The 19741-nt window shown below is 51.7% G+C and carries 20 protein-coding genes; 5 read left to right on the forward strand and 15 right to left on the reverse strand.

Annotated features, from left to right (window positions below; translation table 11 throughout):
- The 3 genes from tnpA to IDH45_RS03610 all read right to left on the reverse strand — a co-directional run.
- Positions 1–215, reverse strand: a 215-nt coding sequence (tnpA, locus tag IDH45_RS03600) for an IS200/IS605 family transposase (RefSeq protein WP_190924784.1), incomplete at its 3' end; no start/stop codon positions are given.
- A gap of 210 nt (positions 216–425) precedes the next feature.
- Entirely contained in the window at positions 426–2675 is a 2250-nt protein-coding gene (locus IDH45_RS03605; RefSeq protein WP_190925398.1) for a DEAD/DEAH box helicase, read from the reverse strand.
- Between the two features lie 445 nt (positions 2676–3120).
- A complete protein-coding gene (locus IDH45_RS03610; RefSeq protein ID WP_190924786.1) occupies positions 3121–3327 on the reverse strand; it encodes a hypothetical protein in 207 nt (68 codons plus the stop codon).
- Between the two features lie 371 nt (positions 3328–3698).
- Here IDH45_RS03610 and sufU point away from each other — a divergent pair, with 371 nt between their 5' ends.
- Positions 3699–4133 (forward strand): Fe-S cluster assembly sulfur transfer protein SufU, encoded by a 435-nt coding sequence (sufU, locus tag IDH45_RS03615; protein WP_190924788.1) that lies wholly within the window; start codon positions 3699–3701, stop codon positions 4131–4133.
- Between the two features lie 107 nt (positions 4134–4240).
- On the opposite strand, the gene IDH45_RS03620 is transcribed toward sufU, so the two are convergent.
- Together IDH45_RS03620 and IDH45_RS03625 are read right to left on the reverse strand one after the other, a co-directional pair.
- Complete coding sequence (locus IDH45_RS03620) at positions 4241–4933, reverse strand: LrgB family protein (protein WP_190924790.1); 693 nt, start codon at positions 4931–4933, stop codon at positions 4241–4243.
- A complete protein-coding gene (locus IDH45_RS03625) occupies positions 4930–5274 on the reverse strand; it encodes a CidA/LrgA family protein (protein WP_190924792.1) in 345 nt (114 codons plus the stop codon). Before IDH45_RS03625 ends, IDH45_RS03620 begins: the two co-directional genes overlap by 4 nt.
- A 95-nt stretch (positions 5275–5369) precedes the next feature.
- Between IDH45_RS03625 and IDH45_RS03630 the strand changes: the two genes are divergently transcribed.
- Entirely contained in the window at positions 5370–5684 is a 315-nt protein-coding gene (locus IDH45_RS03630; protein WP_190924794.1) for a heavy metal-binding domain-containing protein, read from the forward strand.
- Between the two features lie 306 nt (positions 5685–5990).
- Complete coding sequence (locus IDH45_RS03635) at positions 5991–7901, forward strand: sensor histidine kinase (RefSeq protein ID WP_190924795.1); 1911 nt, start codon at positions 5991–5993, stop codon at positions 7899–7901.
- Here IDH45_RS03635 and IDH45_RS03640 read toward each other — a convergent pair whose 3' ends face one another.
- The 4 genes from IDH45_RS03640 to murC form a co-directional block, all read right to left on the reverse strand.
- Positions 7902–8144, reverse strand: coding sequence for an NHLP leader peptide family RiPP precursor (locus IDH45_RS03640; RefSeq protein ID WP_190924797.1), 243 nt, complete (start codon positions 8142–8144; stop codon positions 7902–7904).
- Positions 8145–8222: 78 nt separating this feature from the next.
- The gene (locus tag IDH45_RS03645) at positions 8223–9158 is read right to left on the reverse strand and encodes a hypothetical protein (RefSeq protein ID WP_190924798.1); all 936 of its coding nucleotides are present in this window, start codon (positions 9156–9158) and stop codon (positions 8223–8225) included.
- Positions 9155–9946: a class I SAM-dependent methyltransferase gene (locus IDH45_RS03650; protein WP_190924800.1), complete on the reverse strand. Its 792-nt coding sequence runs from the start codon at positions 9944–9946 to the stop codon at positions 9155–9157. Before IDH45_RS03650 ends, IDH45_RS03645 begins: the two co-directional genes overlap by 4 nt.
- Positions 9947–10080: 134 nt before the next feature.
- Positions 10081–11379 carry a UDP-N-acetylmuramate--L-alanine ligase gene (murC, locus tag IDH45_RS03655; protein WP_190924802.1) on the reverse strand — a complete coding sequence of 433 codons (1299 nt, stop codon included), beginning with the start codon at positions 11377–11379 and terminating at the stop codon, positions 10081–10083.
- A gap of 241 nt (positions 11380–11620) precedes the next feature.
- Here murC and tlp point away from each other — a divergent pair, with 241 nt between their 5' ends.
- The gene (tlp, locus tag IDH45_RS03660) at positions 11621–11836 is read left to right on the forward strand and encodes a small acid-soluble spore protein Tlp (protein WP_190924804.1); all 216 of its coding nucleotides are present in this window, start codon (positions 11621–11623) and stop codon (positions 11834–11836) included.
- A 97-nt stretch (positions 11837–11933) separates the two neighbouring features.
- Here the strand turns inward: tlp and rnz are convergent, their stop codons facing one another.
- Complete coding sequence (gene rnz / locus IDH45_RS03665) at positions 11934–12851, reverse strand: ribonuclease Z (RefSeq protein ID WP_190924806.1); 918 nt, start codon at positions 12849–12851, stop codon at positions 11934–11936.
- A 331-nt stretch (positions 12852–13182) separates the two neighbouring features.
- Here rnz and IDH45_RS03670 point away from each other — a divergent pair, with 331 nt between their 5' ends.
- Entirely contained in the window at positions 13183–13725 is a 543-nt protein-coding gene (locus IDH45_RS03670) for a 1,2-dihydroxy-3-keto-5-methylthiopentene dioxygenase (protein ID WP_190924808.1), read from the forward strand.
- A 166-nt stretch (positions 13726–13891) separates the two neighbouring features.
- Here the strand turns inward: IDH45_RS03670 and metH are convergent, their stop codons facing one another.
- The 5 genes from metH to IDH45_RS03695 all read right to left on the reverse strand — a co-directional run bounded on the left by metH (position 13892) and on the right by IDH45_RS03695 (position 19735).
- Entirely contained in the window at positions 13892–17332 is a 3441-nt protein-coding gene (gene metH, locus IDH45_RS03675) for a methionine synthase (protein ID WP_190924810.1), read from the reverse strand.
- Positions 17333–17556: 224 nt separating this feature from the next.
- On the reverse strand, positions 17557–18354 hold the full coding sequence (locus tag IDH45_RS03680; RefSeq protein ID WP_190924812.1) for an HAD family hydrolase: 798 nt from the start codon (positions 18352–18354) through the stop codon (positions 17557–17559).
- A 25-nt stretch (positions 18355–18379) separates the two neighbouring features.
- Complete coding sequence (locus IDH45_RS03685; protein WP_190924814.1) at positions 18380–18895, reverse strand: hypothetical protein; 516 nt, start codon at positions 18893–18895, stop codon at positions 18380–18382.
- Between the two features lie 16 nt (positions 18896–18911).
- Entirely contained in the window at positions 18912–19118 is a 207-nt protein-coding gene (locus tag IDH45_RS03690) for a DUF896 domain-containing protein (RefSeq protein ID WP_190924816.1), read from the reverse strand.
- Between the two features lie 230 nt (positions 19119–19348).
- Positions 19349–19735, reverse strand: a complete 387-nt coding sequence (locus tag IDH45_RS03695) for a LysM peptidoglycan-binding domain-containing protein (RefSeq protein ID WP_190924818.1) — start codon at positions 19733–19735, stop codon at positions 19349–19351.
- Positions 19736–19741 lie beyond the last annotated feature (6 nt).

The following is a 19741-nucleotide window of genomic DNA, read 5'->3' on the forward strand; positions in this document are numbered from 1 at the left end:
TGCTGTGGTGTACAGTCCACTAAGAGATGAATGTGATCGGAGTCGCTTTTAATTTCAGATATAGTGAAGTTGTTATCGGATGCAATCTGAACAAGAATTTCTTTTAGTCTTACGTCGATTTCTTCCACAAGTATCTTGTGTCGGTACTTTACGCACCATACGATGTGGTACTGAATCGCATAGACGTAACCACGACCACGCTTTATTTCTGACATATAATCACCTCTGATTACAGGGTAACATATGTCAGCGTGGTTCACCTATAGAAACCTTGACATTAAAGGGATTGTTGTAATAGTCACCTAAACATGTATCGGATAGTTAACGTGGCATAAGCCACGCCCTATCCGATGTTTTCTAACTCATGACTAAAGTCACGAGTTTGCGAAAACTATGCATCAATGGGGTCATCCAACCATGACTATTCATATTACCCCCAACAATTCTATGCTTTTTTGCTTCGCATGAAAGCCTTCTATTTCCGTACCGATACACGACGGGCAGCCATCTTCGCAGGGACATTTTCGAATCAGATTTCGCGCAGACGCCTTTATTTCATCGAACCGCTTGTAGACGTCTTCGGCCAATCCGATACCGCCCGGATAATGGTCATAAATGAAAATCGTAGGCAGTTGCGTATGTTCGGCCCTTATTTGAGAAACTACGTGAATATCGCTGCGGTCACACATGACATGAATCGGGACGATATGCCTGAATACATTGGATATTCCCACTAGCAGTTGTTCCAGCGTTTTCGTCCCTAGAGTTGGGTCCACCTCTTTTAATTCGATCCAGGTCGCGCTGGTATGCAATTCTTCTTCGGGCAAGTTGATAGGACCGTACCCGATATTTTCGAAAGTGGTCAGCCGAATTTTCTTAAAAATCGTCGGCATAGCATTTACCTGGACTTCGCCGTGGTTAATGGAACCCACTCGCCTGGTTTCCGTTCTGTCAATATCTAAGACTTTAAGCTTTACTGCCAGGTTTGCGTCGGTGTAATATTCTACGTCTACTTCGCGTACAAAGGCTTTTTTATGGTCCCAGTCCAGCTTCTCGACTTGATATTGTACCCCTTCATGCAAATATATGGCTTCGTCATGCAGCAAGGTCATAGCGCTAAAGCGGTCCATCTCGCCGATAATTTTAACGTTTGCTATGTCTGACTGGTCTACGATAACTACATTTTCCTGTGCTGCCGAACGCAGGCTTACTTCGCTAGCCGGGAACGATTGATTCGCCCAGTAAAACGTATCCCCGGCCTGGTGCAGCACCTTTTGTTCTACCAGGTATTCTAAAAGATCCGCAACTTCCAGCGGCCCAAATTCTTCCCCTCTTTTCATCGGGAGTTCATAAGCCGCGCAACGTAAATGGTCCACCAGAATGATGAGATTTTCCGGGTTGATCCTGGCGGATTCCGGCGATCTGTCGAAGAAGTATTCGGGATTCTGGACGACATACTGGTCTATTGGCGTATTGCTGGCTACCATCACTACCAGGGCTTCGCCATGCCGTCTGCCAGCCCGGCCTGCTTGCTGCCAAGTACTAGCGACGCTTCCGGGATAACCTGTCATGATGCAGACTTGCAGCTGTCCGATGTCTACGCCGAGTTCTAAAGCATTCGTACTTACAACTCCAAGAATGTCGCCGCTCCTCAAGCCTTTCTCAATTTCGCGCCGCTGTTGCGGCAAATAGCCGCCCCGGTAACCTCTTATGGATTTCGATCCAATGTCATTTTTAATAAGTTCCTGTAAATGACTTAGTATGATCTCAACTCTTACCCGGCTTCGGGCAAAAACGATCGTTTGTACTTTATTCGCCAAAAATTCCTTGGCTAGGTTATTTACCGCTACTACAGCGCTTTTACGGATATTTAGCGCTTTATTGACAACTGGCGGATTGTAAAAAACAAAGTGCTTCCGTCCTCTCGGCGCGCCATTGTCGTCAATTAACCGCATCGGCTTCCCAGTTAACTGCTCCGCCAGCTCCTTCGGATTCGCAATTGTTGCGGAAGTGCAAATAAATAGGGGATTGCTGCCATAAAATTCGCAGATTCTGTTGAGCCTTCGTATCACATTTGCTACATGGCTGCCGAATACCCCCCTGTACGTATGCAATTCATCAATGACTATAAATTTTAGATTACTAAACAAGCTCACCCACTTCGTATGGTGCGGAAGTATGGCAGCGTGCAGCATATCGGGGTTAGTAATTACGATATGGCCTACTGTCCTTACAAGTTGACGTATAGCCGGGGAAGTATCGCCGTCGTAAGTAAAACTCTTAATGTCGATCCCCATTTCGGTAATGATTTCGTTTAGTTCGCTTTTTTGGTCTTGTGCCAGAGCTTTCGTCGGGAACAGGTAAAGGGCGCGGCTGCCGTCGTCTTCCGCAATCGCTTGTAGGACGGGAAGGTTATAACAGAGCGTTTTTCCCGAAGCTGTCGGGGTTACGGCTACAATATTTTCGCTTTTACGTACTGTTTCGTAGGCTGTGTATTGGTGCGTATACAGCTGTTCTATCCCCCGGTTGGTTAACGCAGCTTTTATTCTCGGGTCTACGCTGTCAGGCATAGGTTTAGATTTAGCTTCTACCGGCTCGACTTCGTGCCAATTGACTATGTTTTCATCTGCCCTTAAATCCTGGATCAGCTGCGTAAGCTGCTTCTTTTTTAACATCATGGGACACCTCTTAATTGACGCTTGCTATATCATTAAACGTAATCCACAATAGGCTCGATCGCGTGCCAATACGTAACCTGGCTCATCAGCTCAGGCGTGTTTGATTTTGTCGATCATCTCTTCGATGGAGGCACTTTACCGGTAGCCGGTTCATACGGTTTTCCTCACTTAACGTTTTATTATTAATTGTACAGAATATACGTTCGTATGACAACTGTGATTCGATGATTCACGAAGGATGACCGCCGCTCATCTATTCGGCTAAAAACGGGAGCGAACGACAAAAAACCGCCTGTTCGGCGGCGATTTGTCATTCCTAACTAAATTATCAGACTATTGCAAAAAGAATCGTATCGGCTCTTGTCATTTCCTGCGCTTTCCCGGAAAATATTATTATTTCCTCACCCGGGACGTCCATTTTTCCGGCTTCTTGCGCCAGCAGTCAGTACTCCGAGGCATCGTCGTAATCGAAACGGAACCCGTCGGATTCGCCTTTGTATCCTTCATCCGGATATTCGGCCACGCTTCCGTTCGCAAGCTTTGCCAGCACTTCCCGGTAGCTGTAAGACGCCTGTTGGTTGTCATCTTGCTCCATCGCCACTTTCAGCGCTTGCCTGATGACGGCGTAATCCCTGTTTTTGAGCTGCATAGCGGTTCCCCTCCCTGGCTGCAATCCGTAACCCATCTCCTAGTTTGTCCCCTTCGAGCAAAAACATCCGATTTTGGTTAAACTTCATTAGCCCAAGTCCCTCTCGAATCTGATAAAAATGCCGGTCCGAATGAATCCGAAAATGAAGCATACAAATAGTTGAGGAAACCGGAGTTCGTCTGCAGGGCGAATATCCGCGCAAAGGCGTATCGGAGATGCCGCTCCAAGGGTTGCATTCCTCCGGGACGGGAGGGCTTGAAGCTCGTTGTCGCCGCTCTTGCGCCGTACTTGTTTTCAACGAACCGAAATTGGTGTACAATAAAAGGAATGAGTTGTACTTATCCTGATTGTCCAAACGTGAGGTGAATCTTTTGCTGGAAAATTTATACAAACAAATCGTCATGGATCATTACAAAAATCCCCGGAATAAAGGTAAGCTCGAGGGGGAGGGCTCGATCCAGTTCCCATATAAAAACCCTACTTGCGGCGATGTTATGGTGCTGTACATGACGGTGGACGACAACCAGAAAATTAAGGACGTAAAATTTGAAGGGGAAGGCTGTTCAATCAGCATGGCGTCCTGCTCGATGATGACCGGTCTCGTGAAGGGCAAAACGTTTGCGGAAGCGCAGCATCTGATCGAAGCGTTTACCGCTATGATCAAGAACGGCGAGATCCCCGAAGACGAAGACGAGCTCGGCGACGCCTTGTCCCTATCGGGCATTCATAAGCTGAGAGCCCGCCATAATTGTTCGCTGCTCGGTTGGAACGGGCTGGATAAAGCGATGAAACAGCATACGCACTAATAGCGGACTCTCGTCCGTTACTAAAAACGGGTGACCTTTGATCCTTCGGATTGGATCGGGTCACCCGTTTTTATGCATTCCGTTATAACCGCATCCAACTTCGCTGATTACTGCAAGAACGAGTAAAGCGGAATAGCCAGCAAAGACGTTACGATTCCCGCCAGCCCCATCGCAAAACCGCCCGCGCTCCCCTGCAGCTCCGATTCCCGAATAATTCTCGCCGTCCCGATCCCATGCGACCCGGTGCCGATTGCCGTACCAATAGCCACATCGCCGCGGATACCTACGGCTCTCAGAAAACCGGGGCCGATCATGCTCCCTACCAGACCGGTTAAGACGGTCAGCACCGCTCCCAGTTCGGGAACTCCACCCAGCAGTCTGACGATTTCAATCGATATCGGCGAACTGACCGATTTGGGCAGCGCCGTAAGCAACAGTTCCTTGCTCCCTCCGGCCAGCCATATGAAAAACGCGCTGCTCGTCATCCCGCACAAGCTGCCGGCGATCACACCTGCGGCGATTGCGCGAAATTGACGCTTTAGACGGGTTGTGTGTTTGTACATCGGGACACCAAGCGCCACTGTCGCCGGACCGAGACAAAACACGAGCAAATCCCCGCCGACCCGGTAAGATTCGTACGGAATGCCGCTTACCAGGAGCAATACGATCAAGGCAGCCGAGCAGACGAACAACGGATGCAGCCATCGTTTCACCGCGTGCAGCCGAAGGGCGGCCGCATAGGCGACTACCGTGACCGAGACTCCAAATAAAGGATTACTCCACCAATCGTCCCCGCTCACCCGCGCTCCTCCTTTCCCGAGAGCCAGGTCGTAACCGCGCCTGTTATGAGCAGAACGAGCAGCGTTCCCATCACGAGGCTAAGCGCCATTCCCAGCGCATTTTCCCCGATCACTCTACTGAATACGACCGTCCCTACTATAAACGGAGCGAAAAACAGCATCATATGACGAAGCAAAAATTGGGCCGTATCCTCCACCCACTCCAGCTTCACAAGACCGGTAAACAAAGCCGCCACAAATAAGATCAGACCGGTTACATTCGCCGGCAAGGGCAGGTGAAGCAGTTCTTTCAGCAAAAATCCGGAAAAATGAAAGGAAAGCAGGATTGCAAGCCCTCTCATTGATATCCGCCCCTCGTAAAATTTCCCTTTTTAAAGTTCATGGAAAAGTATATCATAAATAAGAATAGGCTATCGCACACGAGGAGGATTTACACATGATTCTGACAACTACACCTTCCATCGAGGGAAAATCAATCGTCGAGTACATTTCAGTCGTAACCGGAGAAGCGATTATGGGCGCCAACATCGTGCGCGATATTTTCGCCAGCATTACCGATATCGTCGGCGGACGTTCCGGAGCATACGAAAGCAAGCTGAAGGAAGCGCGGGACATGGCTTTTGAGGAAATGCGCTCGATGGCTTCCCGATACGGTGCCAATGCGATTGTAAGCATCGACATCGACTACGAAGTGGTTCGCGAAGGCATGCTCATGGTAGCGGTCAGCGGCACAGCTGTCCGGGTTCAGTAATCGGACGGATGAACACCCGTTCCGCTTGACTTTATGCCCGACAAAGATCATCTTCCTACACATCGCGCCCCATCCTTTGTTGGGGTGCCTTTTTATGCCGGATGAGCACTCTGCGTATCCCCAAACCTCTTAGACCTCCTTCATCCCTGTATCCTACACGCCGGAAAACCGTCCGAATAAATCACGCGGGTCAAAATATGTTGATTCTTCTCGAAATATGTCATATTTTAGAAGGTGTTCCATTCTAGCAAGTCGAATTTAGTCACAACGTGTTTTTTACTATGTATGTAGGCTTGAGGTGCTATCATGAAGGTCGTATGGAAACTGGTTGTAACGGGACTTGCCTTGCTGATTCTCCCCCTGCTGTCAGCAACTCCCGAAGCTCGAGCAGAGATAACGGAAAGCCATGACATTCGGGAGTGGCAGTTTCGATGGGAACCTACCCCTTCCTTCGGCCCCGGCGTCGATCCCAAGGGCATAACGGATCAATGGGTTTCCGCCGATAAAGACACCCCCGTGCCGGACATCCCGCATAAATTTTCTGCCGCCTGGATTAAGTTCGACCTCCCCAAGCCGGATCAAGCGGCCTGGAAACAGCCCGGGCTGTTTATCGACAAATTGTACGGGCATCATATTGTCATCTATGCCGGAGACCGGGTGTTGTTCGAGTCTTCCCGTCCCTACTCCTACGATGTTTACAAGCTGGCGCTGCCGCTTGACCGGGACGATCTGGGCGAAACCGTGTATGTGTTGGTCGAAACGCTCAGCGACCGGATCGGGCTTCACCAGACGATCAAGCTGGCGGACTATGAACGGACGCTCCCGGGATTTTTCAAGAACGATCTGTTTGATATGATGCTGGGCGGATCGCTTGTTTTCTTCTCGGTCATTATGCTGATCTGTTCCCTTATTTTGAAAAAGTCGCTTTTGTCCAAATGGCTCTCGCTGTCGATCGTCATTTTGACGATTGGCGTCTTGATCGTGACGTATTCGCCGTTTGTTTATACGTTTTTGGGGAAATACGGACAGCTCAGCCTCACTTTGTTTGACTTGGCTTTGTTTATTTTCCTTCCGACCTTGACTTTTTTTATTGAGAAAGCTTTGGAAAGCTCCTGTCAGTCTCTGTTATCGCGTTACCGAAAGCTATTGGTGGCATACTCGTGTTGTTGTCTAATTTGTATGCTGCTCAATGAATTAACAAACGCAAAGTATATAAAAGTTTACTACTTTGTCACAGTAACTTTACTCGGCTATGTTATGCTTGTTCAGTTTATCATTCTCATCACAACTACTGTAATAAGAGCGTTTAAAGGTAATAAAGATGCCGTCATTATGTCTACCGGATTTGCGGTATTTGCTGCTACCGGAATCGGGGAGCTAATATGGTTTTATGTTCGTTCCAAAAACTACGAGCTGTTCTTCTGGAAATGGGGGGTCATTTGTTTCGTAGTTGCCTTTATTATTATTCTAGCCCGGCAATTTGCCAGAGATCACGAGAGGGTTGTTAACTATACGAAGGAGCTTGAGCTTTACAACAACCGGCTGCAAAAGCATGAAAAGATGGAGATCATTAGCGAGCTGGCCGCATCCGTCGCTCACGAAGTGCGCAATCCGCTTCAAGTCACCCGCGGTTTCCTTCAGCTTCTTAGCAAGAGAGCGGAGAATTCGGAGAAAACGTATATGAATTTGGCTTTGGTCGAGCTGGACCGCGCTTCCGATATCATTACCGACTTTTTAACGTTTGCCAAGCCTCAGCTCGATGATATCAAGGTGTTGAACTTATCGGAGGAATTCAAGCATATCGTGGGGATTTTAGCGCCGATGGCGCATCTTCAAGGTGGAGAAATCCGGCTGCATATCCCGGAACATCTGTACATTCGGGGAAATTCCGCAAAGTTTAAGCAAGCGTTCGTTAATATCATTAAAAATAGTATAGAAGCTCTGGAGCGGGAAGGGTTAATCGAAATCCAAGCCCGCACGGAACGCGAGACGATTATCGTTCATGTCCGTGACAACGGTCAGGGGATGGAAGACGAAGAGCTCTCCCGGCTGGGAGAGCCCTACTTCTCTAGCAAAACGAAAGGAACCGGCCTTGGACTTATGGTTACTTTCCGCATTATTGAAGTGATGCAAGGAAAGATCGAGTTCAAAAGCGAAAAAGGCATAGGAACCGAAGCAATTATCCGGTTCCCATCTGTCGCAATTGATTCCGAATAATTACCAGGCGCCGTTTGTCCCGGCGCCGTCATCGTCCTGCGACTCGGAAGGATTAGGCGGAATTACAACATAAAACTCCGTAGGCGATTCTTCAACTGCTTTCAGCTCAATATGATCTGGAACATTTACACCGAACGCTTCGCGTAGCGCAGCTTTCGGGTCGCTCAATAACCTTTGCTTAAAGGAAGCATCTTCCCAAGCTTTCTCGATAATCTGTTTTTTCAATAATTCTTCTGACGACATCTATGACACCCTTTCCCATTAATTAGTGAGTCTTACGAACTAATAGTATCATGAAATTCATGACAAATCTACCTTTCATTAGGCGTTTTTCGACATCCAATGATAGAATCCACCCGATAGTAGTCGTCTCTTCTCATCTTCAATACGAACCGCATCCATTAGAAGTCCAGATACTAAATAGCGATGAAAGTCATCGAGATGTGGCGTTCCGATGTCATTCTTCATTAGTATCTCATGCCTATTGGCTGCCGCTGCTGCATATCGGGACAATCCGCATTGAACATACAGAAATGTTCTCACCACATTACTATTTAGCTGCGTTTTATCCATCAACTGTCTTTCGTACTGAATAAAGGTAAGCAGACCATTAGCATTTTGATTTTGCTGTTGCAGGTCTTCCTCCCAATCCGCCCAGTCGTCAGACATCTGCAGGGTAATGAGCACCTGGTCAACCCGGTCCGATACTCGTTGTATTTCCTGCAGGCCCCTTGATTTAATTAGAATACCTGTTGATGATAACTTAACTGGACTTGCCTTATGTGCGATCCTAACCGGATTATTGAAATAGTCGGTGTTGTTCTCCTGAGCTACACTCGTCGCCCATTCAGTCATATACTTCTGAAAATACTTCCAGAAGGGGGAATCCACTTCAAAATGCTTCCTGTAAACTTCGAGAAATTTCAATTGGAACATACTTGCTAATGCTAGTTGTTGCTTCATTTCCGTTTGAGGTTCATCCATACAATCGTCTTGCACGAAAAAGTGCAGCATCACAAACACTCCGGCCAGAGCCATATCGCGGCACGTCCGCTCGTTTACCCGATCCAGTTCCTTCAACCAAAACGGCAGTAAATAACAGATGTAATTTTTGGTGCTGCCCTCTTTATACGGATGAAATTTGTATAAATAGGCAAGTCCGCGCTCATGAAGCGGCGGCGGGAATCCCCCGATCATCTGCTCTGCATCCCTGAATACGTCTCTTAACTCAGCTTCATAATCCGTGAACCAGTTCATGAGGAAATCGCCTCCTTCGCTCCTGAACCCTCGACAGGAGACCGGGCAAAGTTCATCCCGAACATCGGAATCTCCATGTCCGCATCCGGATCGTGTAACCATTCGTCCAGCTCGTCCGCACGTTCCGCCGATAGGGGCTCGCCCAGCAAATATTTCGTCGATAGCTTCATATAGCTGTACAACGCCGCTTTCTTGGAAGGCGAATCCGCCCGGACCGCATATCGTTTTGTCCCGACAACCGCGAGCCCTCCGTATTGAAACTCCAATTTTAGAACGTCCGGCAATTCAAGAAACGTTCTGCGGCCCCGTAAAGACTGCCGTGCCTGTCGATACAGCGAGAGGAACAGCGGCAGACGATCGTTTCCTTGCAACCGCGCGTCGTCGAAATCGATGATTATAACTCTCGAAAGAGGATGAAGACGGTTGCAAACCCATTTTACAAATCCCCCGACGTCCTCCATATGCAAGATGACAAGTCTGGCCATGATCAGATCCCATGCGTTCTGCTCGTCCAGCCGCTCATAGCTGCCGTGGATCAGATTCATCCCCCGATCGTTTCGAAGCGCGGCTTTCATGTACATCGGCCGGTCCAGCTCAACTCCGGTACAAGCGGCGGATGGATAACGCTCCTTTAAATTCGCTAAATAAGCACCGTTGCCGCATCCGATATCCAGGATAGTAGCAGGCGCCTCCGGCAAATCGTCGAGCAGCAGGCTGGACTCCGCCTCAAAAAATAAATCTGTCGTAATATGCAGCATCTGATCCAGCAAATCAACCTTGTCGTTCAAAGCCAAACCCCTTTCGACAAAATACATTCCCAACAATACCCATTATAGCACGAAAGTCCTGGGTTTTGGGCATAACAAAAACCCTCTATCCGGGATAGAGGGCGGCATTTGGTGCAACAATTCATACTTCTGCCTTATCTGGCTTCATACCACGACTGATACTTCTGAATATCCCCCGCTCCCATGAACAGCAGGACACAATCGCTGTATCCGTCCAGTTGTCCGATATTGCTCTCGGTAATGTGACGGGAGGTCGGGATTTTTTCCATCAGCGACTCGATCGATACTCCGCCGTTGTTTTCACGTGCAGAACCGAAGATGTTGCATAAGTATACTTCGTCGGACCCGGACAACGAGTTCGCAAAATCGTCGATAAACGTTTCCAGTCGCGAATACGTATGGGGTTGGAAGACGGACACCACTTTTTTGCCTGGATACTTGGCTCTTACCGCATCCAGCGTCGCGGTAATCTCGGTCGGATGATGCGCGTAATCGTCGATCACGACATTGCCCCTGACCTGTTTCTCGGTGAACCTCCGTTTGACTCCGCCGAATGTGGCAAGCCGGCTCTTGACCTGGTCGATGTTCAAATCCTCGAGGAGAGCGACGCCGATGACCGCAAGCGCATTAAGAACGCTGTGCCGTCCGTACGCCGATACGGTAAAGGTGCCTAAAGGATTGTTGTGCATAAACACCTCGAACGTCATCCCGTCCGCCCCCGCACGCACTTGCTCCGCACGCAGCTCGTTATGTTCGCCGAATCCGTAGTAAAGCACCGGCACTTTGGGCTTCGCCATTCGGCGCACTTGCGAGTCGTCCCCGCAGGCGACCAGATGTTTCTTGACACGCTCCGCCATCTCCTGAAATGCCGAAATGACGTCGTCCATGCCGCTAAAATAATCCGGATGATCAAAGTCGATGTTCGTAATAATCGCGTAGTCGGGCTCGTAGGCGAGAAAATGTCTGCGGTATTCGCAGCTCTCGAATACGAAGTAGGTGCTGTCCGCAACCCCGGCGCCCGTTCCGTCCCCGATCAGGTAAGAGGTCGGTTGCACCCCCTCGAACGTATGGGCGAGCATCCCGGTCGTAGTCGTTTTGCCATGTGCCCCCGTAACAGCGATACTCGTAAACTGACGAATCCATCCGCCGAGAAAATGATGATACCGCTCTACCGGTATGCCGGCTTCGCCGCATTTGGCGATTTCCGGATGATCGTCCTTGAACGCATTCGAAGCGATGACGCGAATCTGTCCCTGTCCGAATTCGCTTTCACCAAACCGGTACATCGGAATGCCCCTGGTTTCAAGCGGCTTCTGGGTAAACAATTCGGTATCCACGTCGGATCCCTGAACCGGATATCCGGTATCATGCAGAACTTGCGCGAGCGCGCTCATCCCGGCACCCTTTATTCCTATGAAATGAACTTTTTCCATGAAGGATACCTCCCCACATTATGCTGGAGCTTAACTCGACCTGACGTACTTCCCATTATATGAGACGAAATGGAAACTGTGCTCCCGCCTATGGACGGGGCGGGGATAACAGCTCCGTATTGGTAAGCATTCCCGGAACTTCTCCGTCTTATAGCAGTCCGGCTGAACGCACATGTATATTTTTTGATAAAAGTGGCATCTTATCCGGGTATGGATTCCACCCGGAAAGGAGGGACTGAGAATGGCCAAACCGGACGATCGTTCCGACAATGCGGAAAAGCTGCAAAATATGAAGCAAAATACGATCGGCAACTTGGAAGAAGCCGAAAATTATTTAACGGAGCACGCTGACGAAATATCCGCTACTGAAAAACAGGATATCGAGCAAAAAAACGAAAACCGCCGCGCAAGCATCTCGGGATTCCAATCCGAAATGGAAGACGAGATGAACTCCTGATAGTCGCCAAAGCGCGGATGAATAGTGAGGTTAAGCCCTTTTCAGCGTAAGGCTGAATCGGGCTTTTTTCTCCTTGAGCCGTCCCGTAGACCGCGCACTACCCGATCGTATAACTCCAATGGTCGCGGGCGATGTGCGTGTCGTCGAAGTGCTCCCGGGCATCCTCCAGCAGCCGGGTCACCTCATCTTCCTGGTAGCGCGAGCTGATGTGGGTCAGAATGAGCGACTTCGCCCCGGCGCTGGCCGCCGTTAAGGCCGCATCCTTGGCGGTAGAATGATAATACGTCTGAGCCAATTCGTCAAGCGTCGCATCAAACGTCGCTTCATGGACAAGCACGTCGGCCCCGGCCGCGAGCCGAACCGCGGCTCCGCAGCGCCGGGTGTCTCCGAGAATTGCGATTTTTTTGCCCGGAATCGGCGCACCGATGCACGCGGCTCCGTCCACTATTGTCCCGTCCGGCAGCTCCACTATCTCTCCCCGCTTGATCCGGCCATAGAGCGGTCCCGCCGGAACGCCGAGCTCCTTCAGCCTGGAAGCGTCCAGCTTGCCCTGCTTGTCCTTCTCGACAATCCGGTAACCGTAGCTGTCGATTCGGTGATCCAGCAGCTCGCAGCCGATCTCGAACCGGTCGTCTTCATAGACCGTGCCTTCGTGAATCTCGCGATAGGTAAGTTCGTAGGACAACCGGGCTTGACTAAGCCGGAGTACCGGCTCAAGAAGCGACTCCAGTCCCGGCGGACCGAACAGGACGAGCGGCGTCGTACCGCCCTGATTCGACCGACTGGTCAGCAGCCCGGGCAAACCGTAAATATGATCCCCGTGAAGATGAGTAATGAAGATGAACTCCAGCCGGCTCGCCTTGAGCGGAGAGCGCAGCATCTGGTGCTGCGTCCCTTCGCCGCAGTCGAACAGCCACATCGTCCCCCGTTCGTCGTAGAGCGTTAACGCGATGGATGTGACGTTGCGTTCTTTGGAGGGCATGCCCGCTCCAGTACCTAGAAAATATAGCTCCATACTTCTCCTTCCGCCGGTTGCGCTTGGTCTGCATCGAAGACGCGCCTCCGGGTGAGACAACAAGGACTCCCCTTGGAGACGGACGCTTCCGGCTTTCTCCTGCATCTTTATGTAACTTCGTGGCGGGGTAGCATTCCGCCGGATTCGAAGCGGTGTCGTGTATCCGTATCTGTTAGTCTACCAGAAACGGCCTGTTTTCGAAAGAGAACTAATTCTCATGTTTTCTTATCGGAATTTAAGAATTAAATTGTCCCCGTCCATCGACACGGCGCCCAATTTCGAATATAATACTCTAATAATAAGCAATCATCTAATGAAAAGAGGGAGACCGATGGCAGAGATTCGCATCCGCAATACGAATGAACGCATCCAGGGCGAACAAAATGTGAAATCGTTTCTGGAGAAGCAAGAGGTGCTTTACGAGCACTGGAATCCAGGCAAGCTCCCTGCCGAGCTGCAGGAGAAATTCGTCCTTTCCGACGAAGAAAAGCAGCAAATCCTAAGCACGTTTGACTCTGAAATTCGCGATCTGGCCGGACGCCGCGGTTACCGGACCTGGGATATCGTCGCCCTCTCCGACGCCACGCCGAACCTCGAGGAGCTGCTGAAAAAGTTCGAGCAGGTGCACACGCATACGGAGGATGAAGTTCGCGCAATTACGGCGGGTAAAGGGATCTTTATCATTAAAGGTACGGACGATGTCGGTTACTTCGACGTTGAGCTGGAAGCCGGCGACGTCATCTCCGTTCCGGAGAACAAGCCGCACTTCTTCACGCTTATGGACAACCGCAAAATCGTCGCCGTCCGCCTCTTTATCGAAACCGAAGGCTGGATCGCGCATCCGTTCGAAGACCCTGCCTTCCAAAAAGCTTAATCCGCTTAACAATTGCCGCCGTACAACTTCCGGCCTTTCACCGTTCGTTTCGAACCGGCGATCCGCTTTTGCAGCGGCACGCCAAAAAGCCCGGCGCTTTCTTACCAGAGAGCGCCGGGCTTTTTATTGTTTTGTATTTGAAGGCCCGCTTCCCGACGGATGCGGCTTAAGCCTTATCTACGTTAAAGTAACGCGCCTCCGGATGAGCGAACACCATTGCGGAAACGGACGCCTCCGGCTCCATCATGCAGCCTTCGGTTAATTCCACGCCGATATCCGCCGGATTCATCAGACGGAACAGCGGCTCCTGATCTTCCAGATTTGGACATGCCGGATAACCGAACGACACGCGGATTCCCTGGTATCTCGCTCCCCACCGCTGCTGCATCGTCAGCTCCGGCGAATCCGGATAGCCCCACATATCGCGCATCATATGGTGCAGACGCTCGGCGAAGCCTTCCGCCAGCTCGATCGCAAACGACTGCAGCGCATGCGAGCGCAAATAGTCGCCCTTCTCCTTCATCTCTTCCGCTCTCGCCCGAATGCCTTGGCCCGCTGTAACGACGAGGAAGCCGACGTAGTCCATCGTGCCGCTCGAGACCGGCTTCAGGAAGTCCGCCAGACACAAGTACGGCTCCACCTCTTGACGCGGGAACGAGAAGCGGTGCAGCACGACGCTCGTATCCGCCGGATCGTAGATCAGAATATCGTTGCCCTCCGACTGGGCCGGGAAAAACCGGTACATCCCGTTCGCCGTAATGAGGCCGTCCGCCTTCGCTTCCGCGAACAGTTCGTCGACCGTCGCCTTCAGCTGCACCGCTTTCGGATTTTTCTCCTCCAGCAGCTTCTCCACCTTGCCGCGCAGCCCCAGATGGTGGCCGAGCAATGTCTGCATATTCACATACGGGTAAATATAGTCGATCGGATAATCCCTCAGTACGTGCCGGTCCAGATCCGGCGGAATGTATACCGGCACATCCTGCGACACGGACGATTTCGCAGCGCGAGTCAGCTTGACGTCTTCAGCCGCTTTCCCCGACTCCATCACGACCGAATCCATGCTGTCCCGCAGCTCCTGAATCAGCTTCTGGCGCTGCTCGGTATCGCTCAGCTTGTTGGCGATATCGAGACCGTCCATCGCGTCCTTCGCGTACAGCACCACGCCGTCGTACTCCGGTGCGATCCGCGTCTTCGTGAACTTGCGGGTCAGCGCCGCTCCTCCGACCAGAATCGGCACCTCGATGCCCGCCGCGCGAAGGTCCTGAGCCGTAACGACCATCTGCTGCGCCGATTTGACGAGCAGCCCCGACAGTCCGATCGCGTCCGGCTTCTCTCTCCGGTACGCTTCGATCAACTGCTCGGGCGGTACCTTGATCCCGAGGTTGATGATTTGGTAGCCGTTGTTCGAGAGGATAATCTCGACGAGGTTTTTGCCGATGTCGTGCACGTCGCCCTTGACCGTGGCGAGCAAAATCTTTCCTTTCACCGCGCTCTCGGAACGCTCCATGAATTGTTCCAGGTAAGCGACGGACGCTTTCATCACCTCGGCGCTCTGCAGCACTTCCGCGACGATCAGCTCGTTGTTGTTGAACAAACGGCCAACCTCTTCCATCCCTTTCATCAGCGGTCCGTTAATGATCTCAAGCGGCGCATACTTCTTCAGCGCTTCCTCCAGATCGGGGATCAGACCTTCCTTCGTTCCTTCCACCACGTAAGAGCCGAGACGTTCTTCCAGCGACAGGTTGGAGATTTTTTCGCTTTTCTCCACCTTTTTCTCCCGGAAATGCGCGACAAACTCCGCCAGCGTCTCATCAGTCGTATTGTAGATCAGATTTTCCGCCAGGCGCCGCTCTTCCTCAGGAATCGAAGCGTATCTCTCGAGCTTCTCGGTGTTGACGATCGCATAGTCGAGACCGGCCTTCGTACAATGGTACAAATAAACGGCATTAAGCACTTCGCGTCCCGCATCCGGAAGACCGAACGAAATATTGCTCAATCCGAGAATCGTCTTACATTCAGGATACTTCTCCTTGATCAGCTTGATGCCTTCAATCGTCTCCACGGCAGAACCGATATACTGCGGGTCCCCGGAACCGACCGGAAACATGTTCGGGTCGAAAATAATATCGTGAGGCTTCAGCCCGTAACGGTTCGTCAACAGATCGAAAGCGCGGTCCGCCACTTCCAGCTTGGCCTGCCGGGTTACGGCCTGACCGCGTTCGTCGATCAGGATCATAACGACGGCAGCCCCGTACTTATGAATGAGCGGAACGATGCTCTGGAACTTCGACTCCCCATCCTCCAGGTTAATCGAATTGATGATTGCCTTACCTTGCGAATACTTGAGACCCAGTTCGATGATGTGATCGTAAGTCGAGTCGATCATAAGCGGAGCTTTCACTTTCTTCACGACGAACTGCAGGAAGTTCTCCATCGCATACGCTTCGTCGATATCCGTATCCTGCAAGTTGATGTCGATGACGTGCGCCCCGTTTTTCACCTGGGCGCGAGCGATTTCGGAGCCTTCCTCGAACTTGCCTTCTTTTATTAAACGTTTGAACTTCCGCGATCCCGAAATATTCGTGCGCTCCCCGACCATGATCGGCCGATTTTCGTCCTCCAGGTATACCGTCTCGATGCCGGAGACAGCCGCCGGATGATTGCCGTACGTGGTGCGCGGTTGGATGGCGCTCATCGTCTCGGCGATCGCCCGGATATGGTCCGGCGTCGTTCCGCAGCAGCCGCCGGCGATATTGATCCAGCCCTGCTCCGCAAAATCGCCGAGCTTCTTCGCCAGCGAAGCCGGCGACTCATGGTAATGCCCGTTCTCGTCCGGCAAGCCGGCGTTCGGGTAACAGCTTACCGCCGTGCCCGCAATCCCCGACAGCGTACGGATATGGTCCTTCATAAATTCCGGTCCCGTGGCGCAGTTCAGTCCGACCGACACCGGATTCAGGTGTTCGAGAGAGATGTAAAACGACTCGATATTTTGACCGGCCAGCGTCGTTCCCATCGGCTCGATCGTACCGGAGATCATAATCGGCAGCTCGATGCCTGTCGTTTCGAACGCTTGGCGAATCCCGATGCTGCCCGCCTTTACGTTCAGCGTATCCTGCGACGTCTCCAGCAGCAGGGCGTCCACACCCGCTTCAATAAGCGCAACCGCCTGCTCGTAATAGCTTTCTATCAAACCTTCGAACGTAACGCCGCCGGTAACGGACAACGTCTTCGTCGTCGGACCCATCGCACCCGCCACATACCGCGGCCACTCCGGCGTCGAATATTTATGGGCCGCTTCTACCGCCAGCTTAGCAGCCGCGAGATTGAGCTCGCGCGAACGCTCGGGAATGTCGTATTCGGCCAGTACGACGCTCGTCGTGCCGAACGTGTTCGTTTCCAAAATGTCCGCGCCCGCTTCCAGATACGCTTCGTGAATTTTGGAGATAACATCCGGACGTGTAACCGACAATATCTCGTTGCAGCCTTCCAGCTCTTCCCCGCCGAAATCGGCAGCGGTCAAGTTTTCCTGCTGCAGCATCGTCCCCATCGCGCCGTCCAGTATTAATATTTTATGCTTGAGCCGTTCCGCCAAAGCTTGTTTGTGCATACGCCCACTCCTTATCTGTACCGTACATACCTGATAGTCTACCAGATGCCGCACGTTTTCGGAAGAGATATATCCATAGGTTTCTTATCGGAATTAAAGTGCTTATCCGAAATGTACGAAATCCGCCGTTCTTTATGGCCCATCCTATCACAAAGGAACCCGCCGCTCTCTTGCGAGAAAGCAACGGGCCTGTCTATTGCGCTTATGTTTATGCCGGCGAAGGATCAGCCGCGCAGTTCCTCCAGTACGTTGCGGATGCCGTACAGGCTGTCGATCTCGTAAGCAGGAATAATGTCGTCGTTACGCTCCATATGATGGCGGTTGATCCAGACCGACTTCATGCCGACCCCGTTCGCTCCCAAAATATCCGTAGTCAGCTTGTCGCCGACCATGATGCCTTCTTCCGGACGAATCCCCAGCCGTTCCATCGCATGATGGAAGATCGAAGCGGCCGGCTTGCCTTCGCCGAACGCCCCGGAAATGACGATATGATCGAAATAGCCGGCGAGCTCCGGCACCCCGGCGAGCTTCTCCTTCTGCAGGTCGGGAGAACCGTTCGTGAGCAGCAGCAGCTTGTACTTGCCTTTCAGCTCATCGAGATAGGCGAACGTCTCTTCGTATACGATCGGCCGCGCTCTTCTCTCCTCGGCGAACTTGTCCCCGAGCTTGCAGCCGAATTCCGGGTCGTCGATTCCGAGCGACTTCAGACCGCCCGTCCAGGCGGCCGCCCGGTATCCCGGAGCGAGCTGCTCCAGCTTGCGGAATTGTTCTTGTTCGCCTTCCGTGAAGTTGGCCCATAACCCTTCAAACGGGTTGATCCCGATTCGTTTCGTGAACGGAAACGTTTCGTACGATTCGTATAAAGCGCGAGCGCACTTCCGGACCTCTTCCACCAGACGGGCCGGATCTACCGGGTGTACGTTGGCCGCCGCCTCGCACGTCGCCTGGAACGCTTCCTTGACGCTCCGGTCGTCCCACAATAATGTGTCGTCCAAATCAAACAATACCGCTTTGATCCCCACGTGTGCTCTCTCCCCTGTATATCGCTTAAGCCGATTCTTCTTTATAGGATATGCCGTTAGTCTCCGCAAACTTTTTAAGCCGGGCCGACAGCGCCGGTATGTCGTACAAACTTTGGAACTTGGACAGCACCCATCTGGTTTTCTTGCCTTTCATCTGAATTGCGATGCTGCCGCGCTGAACGGAGATCTGCTCGATCTCGTCCGCTCCGAAAAACTTCTCGATGCCGAGCCGGCGTGTGGACAGTTTGTTTCTGCCTACCTTCACATAAGGTCTGCGCAAAAAGTACATAACGCCCAGCACCAAATACCCGAGTACCGTTATCCAATAAAACGATTGCGTCTCGGCCAACGTGGAGGAAACTACGGCGAAGAACAAGGAGCAGGCGACGAGAAGCGCCGGCAAAAACCAGCTTCTTCCTTTGAACACGTCCATCTGCTCCTGATCCGCCGCAGCCGAGATAGGCTGAGCGCCCGTCTTCTTCCGCCGCTGATTCAGCTGTTTGCTGTTTTTCTCTACCATCCGCTCCCACTTACGGGACATGACTGAATCCTCCGTTCTAATGACGCTTTTTATCGGTTTCGTTCGGTTGATCCCCATCAACGAATTCAATCGAATCGAGCTGCGCCCGAAGCGACGTCTTAAACGCTTCGATATAACGCTTGCGCAGCTCGGCGCGTTCCTGGACTTCGTTTTCGGTCAGTCCGACGGTGTTCGCCTTTTTCGCCAGTTCATTAATGCGGGCGATCATTTGTTCGGTTACCATACGCGTGTTCGTCCTCCTCGTGTCGGTTATCTCTTACTTTGACATGCGCAGGATACGGTTGTCAAGAAAACCGGGACGAAACGGCAAATAACCCGGAGCATGCAGCTCCGGGCGTAATAGATCGATTGGATATTAGGGGAGAAGCATGAAGCGTAAATCAGTCGTTGAGCCAGAATACCGGCCGGACAGCAATAACGCATAGTATACGAACAGAACAAAGCCCGGCATCGTTACTGCGGCAATTGAAGAACTTGGCCTGGAATCAGCGTCGATGAGGTCATCCCATTCGCCGTCTTCACTTTCCGTATGTAATCGCGGATGTCTTCTCCTTGCCGGACGTGCTGACCGGCGATCGACCACAAGGTGTCTCCCGGTACGACGGTGACTTCTTCCTTAATCTGAATGGCGGCAGCCTGCACTTCATTGTTCCCCGGCCATTCCAGAAATAACGCTCCGAGACCGAAGCAAGCAAGCATAACAAGCGCGGCGGCAGCCATGCGCAACCGGGTGCCGGAGGATGCTTTCTTCTTGTTCGCATCGCTGTCCGGATTTGCCCAGATCGATTTATAAGAACCTTGGTGCAGCACAGTACGGTGGAAAGTGGTAGACGACATCATCGAAAT

The sequence above is a fragment of the Paenibacillus oceani genome (assembly GCF_014705615.1).
Taxonomy (GTDB): Bacteria; Bacillota; Bacilli; order Paenibacillales; family NBRC-103111; genus Paenibacillus_AB; species Paenibacillus_AB oceani.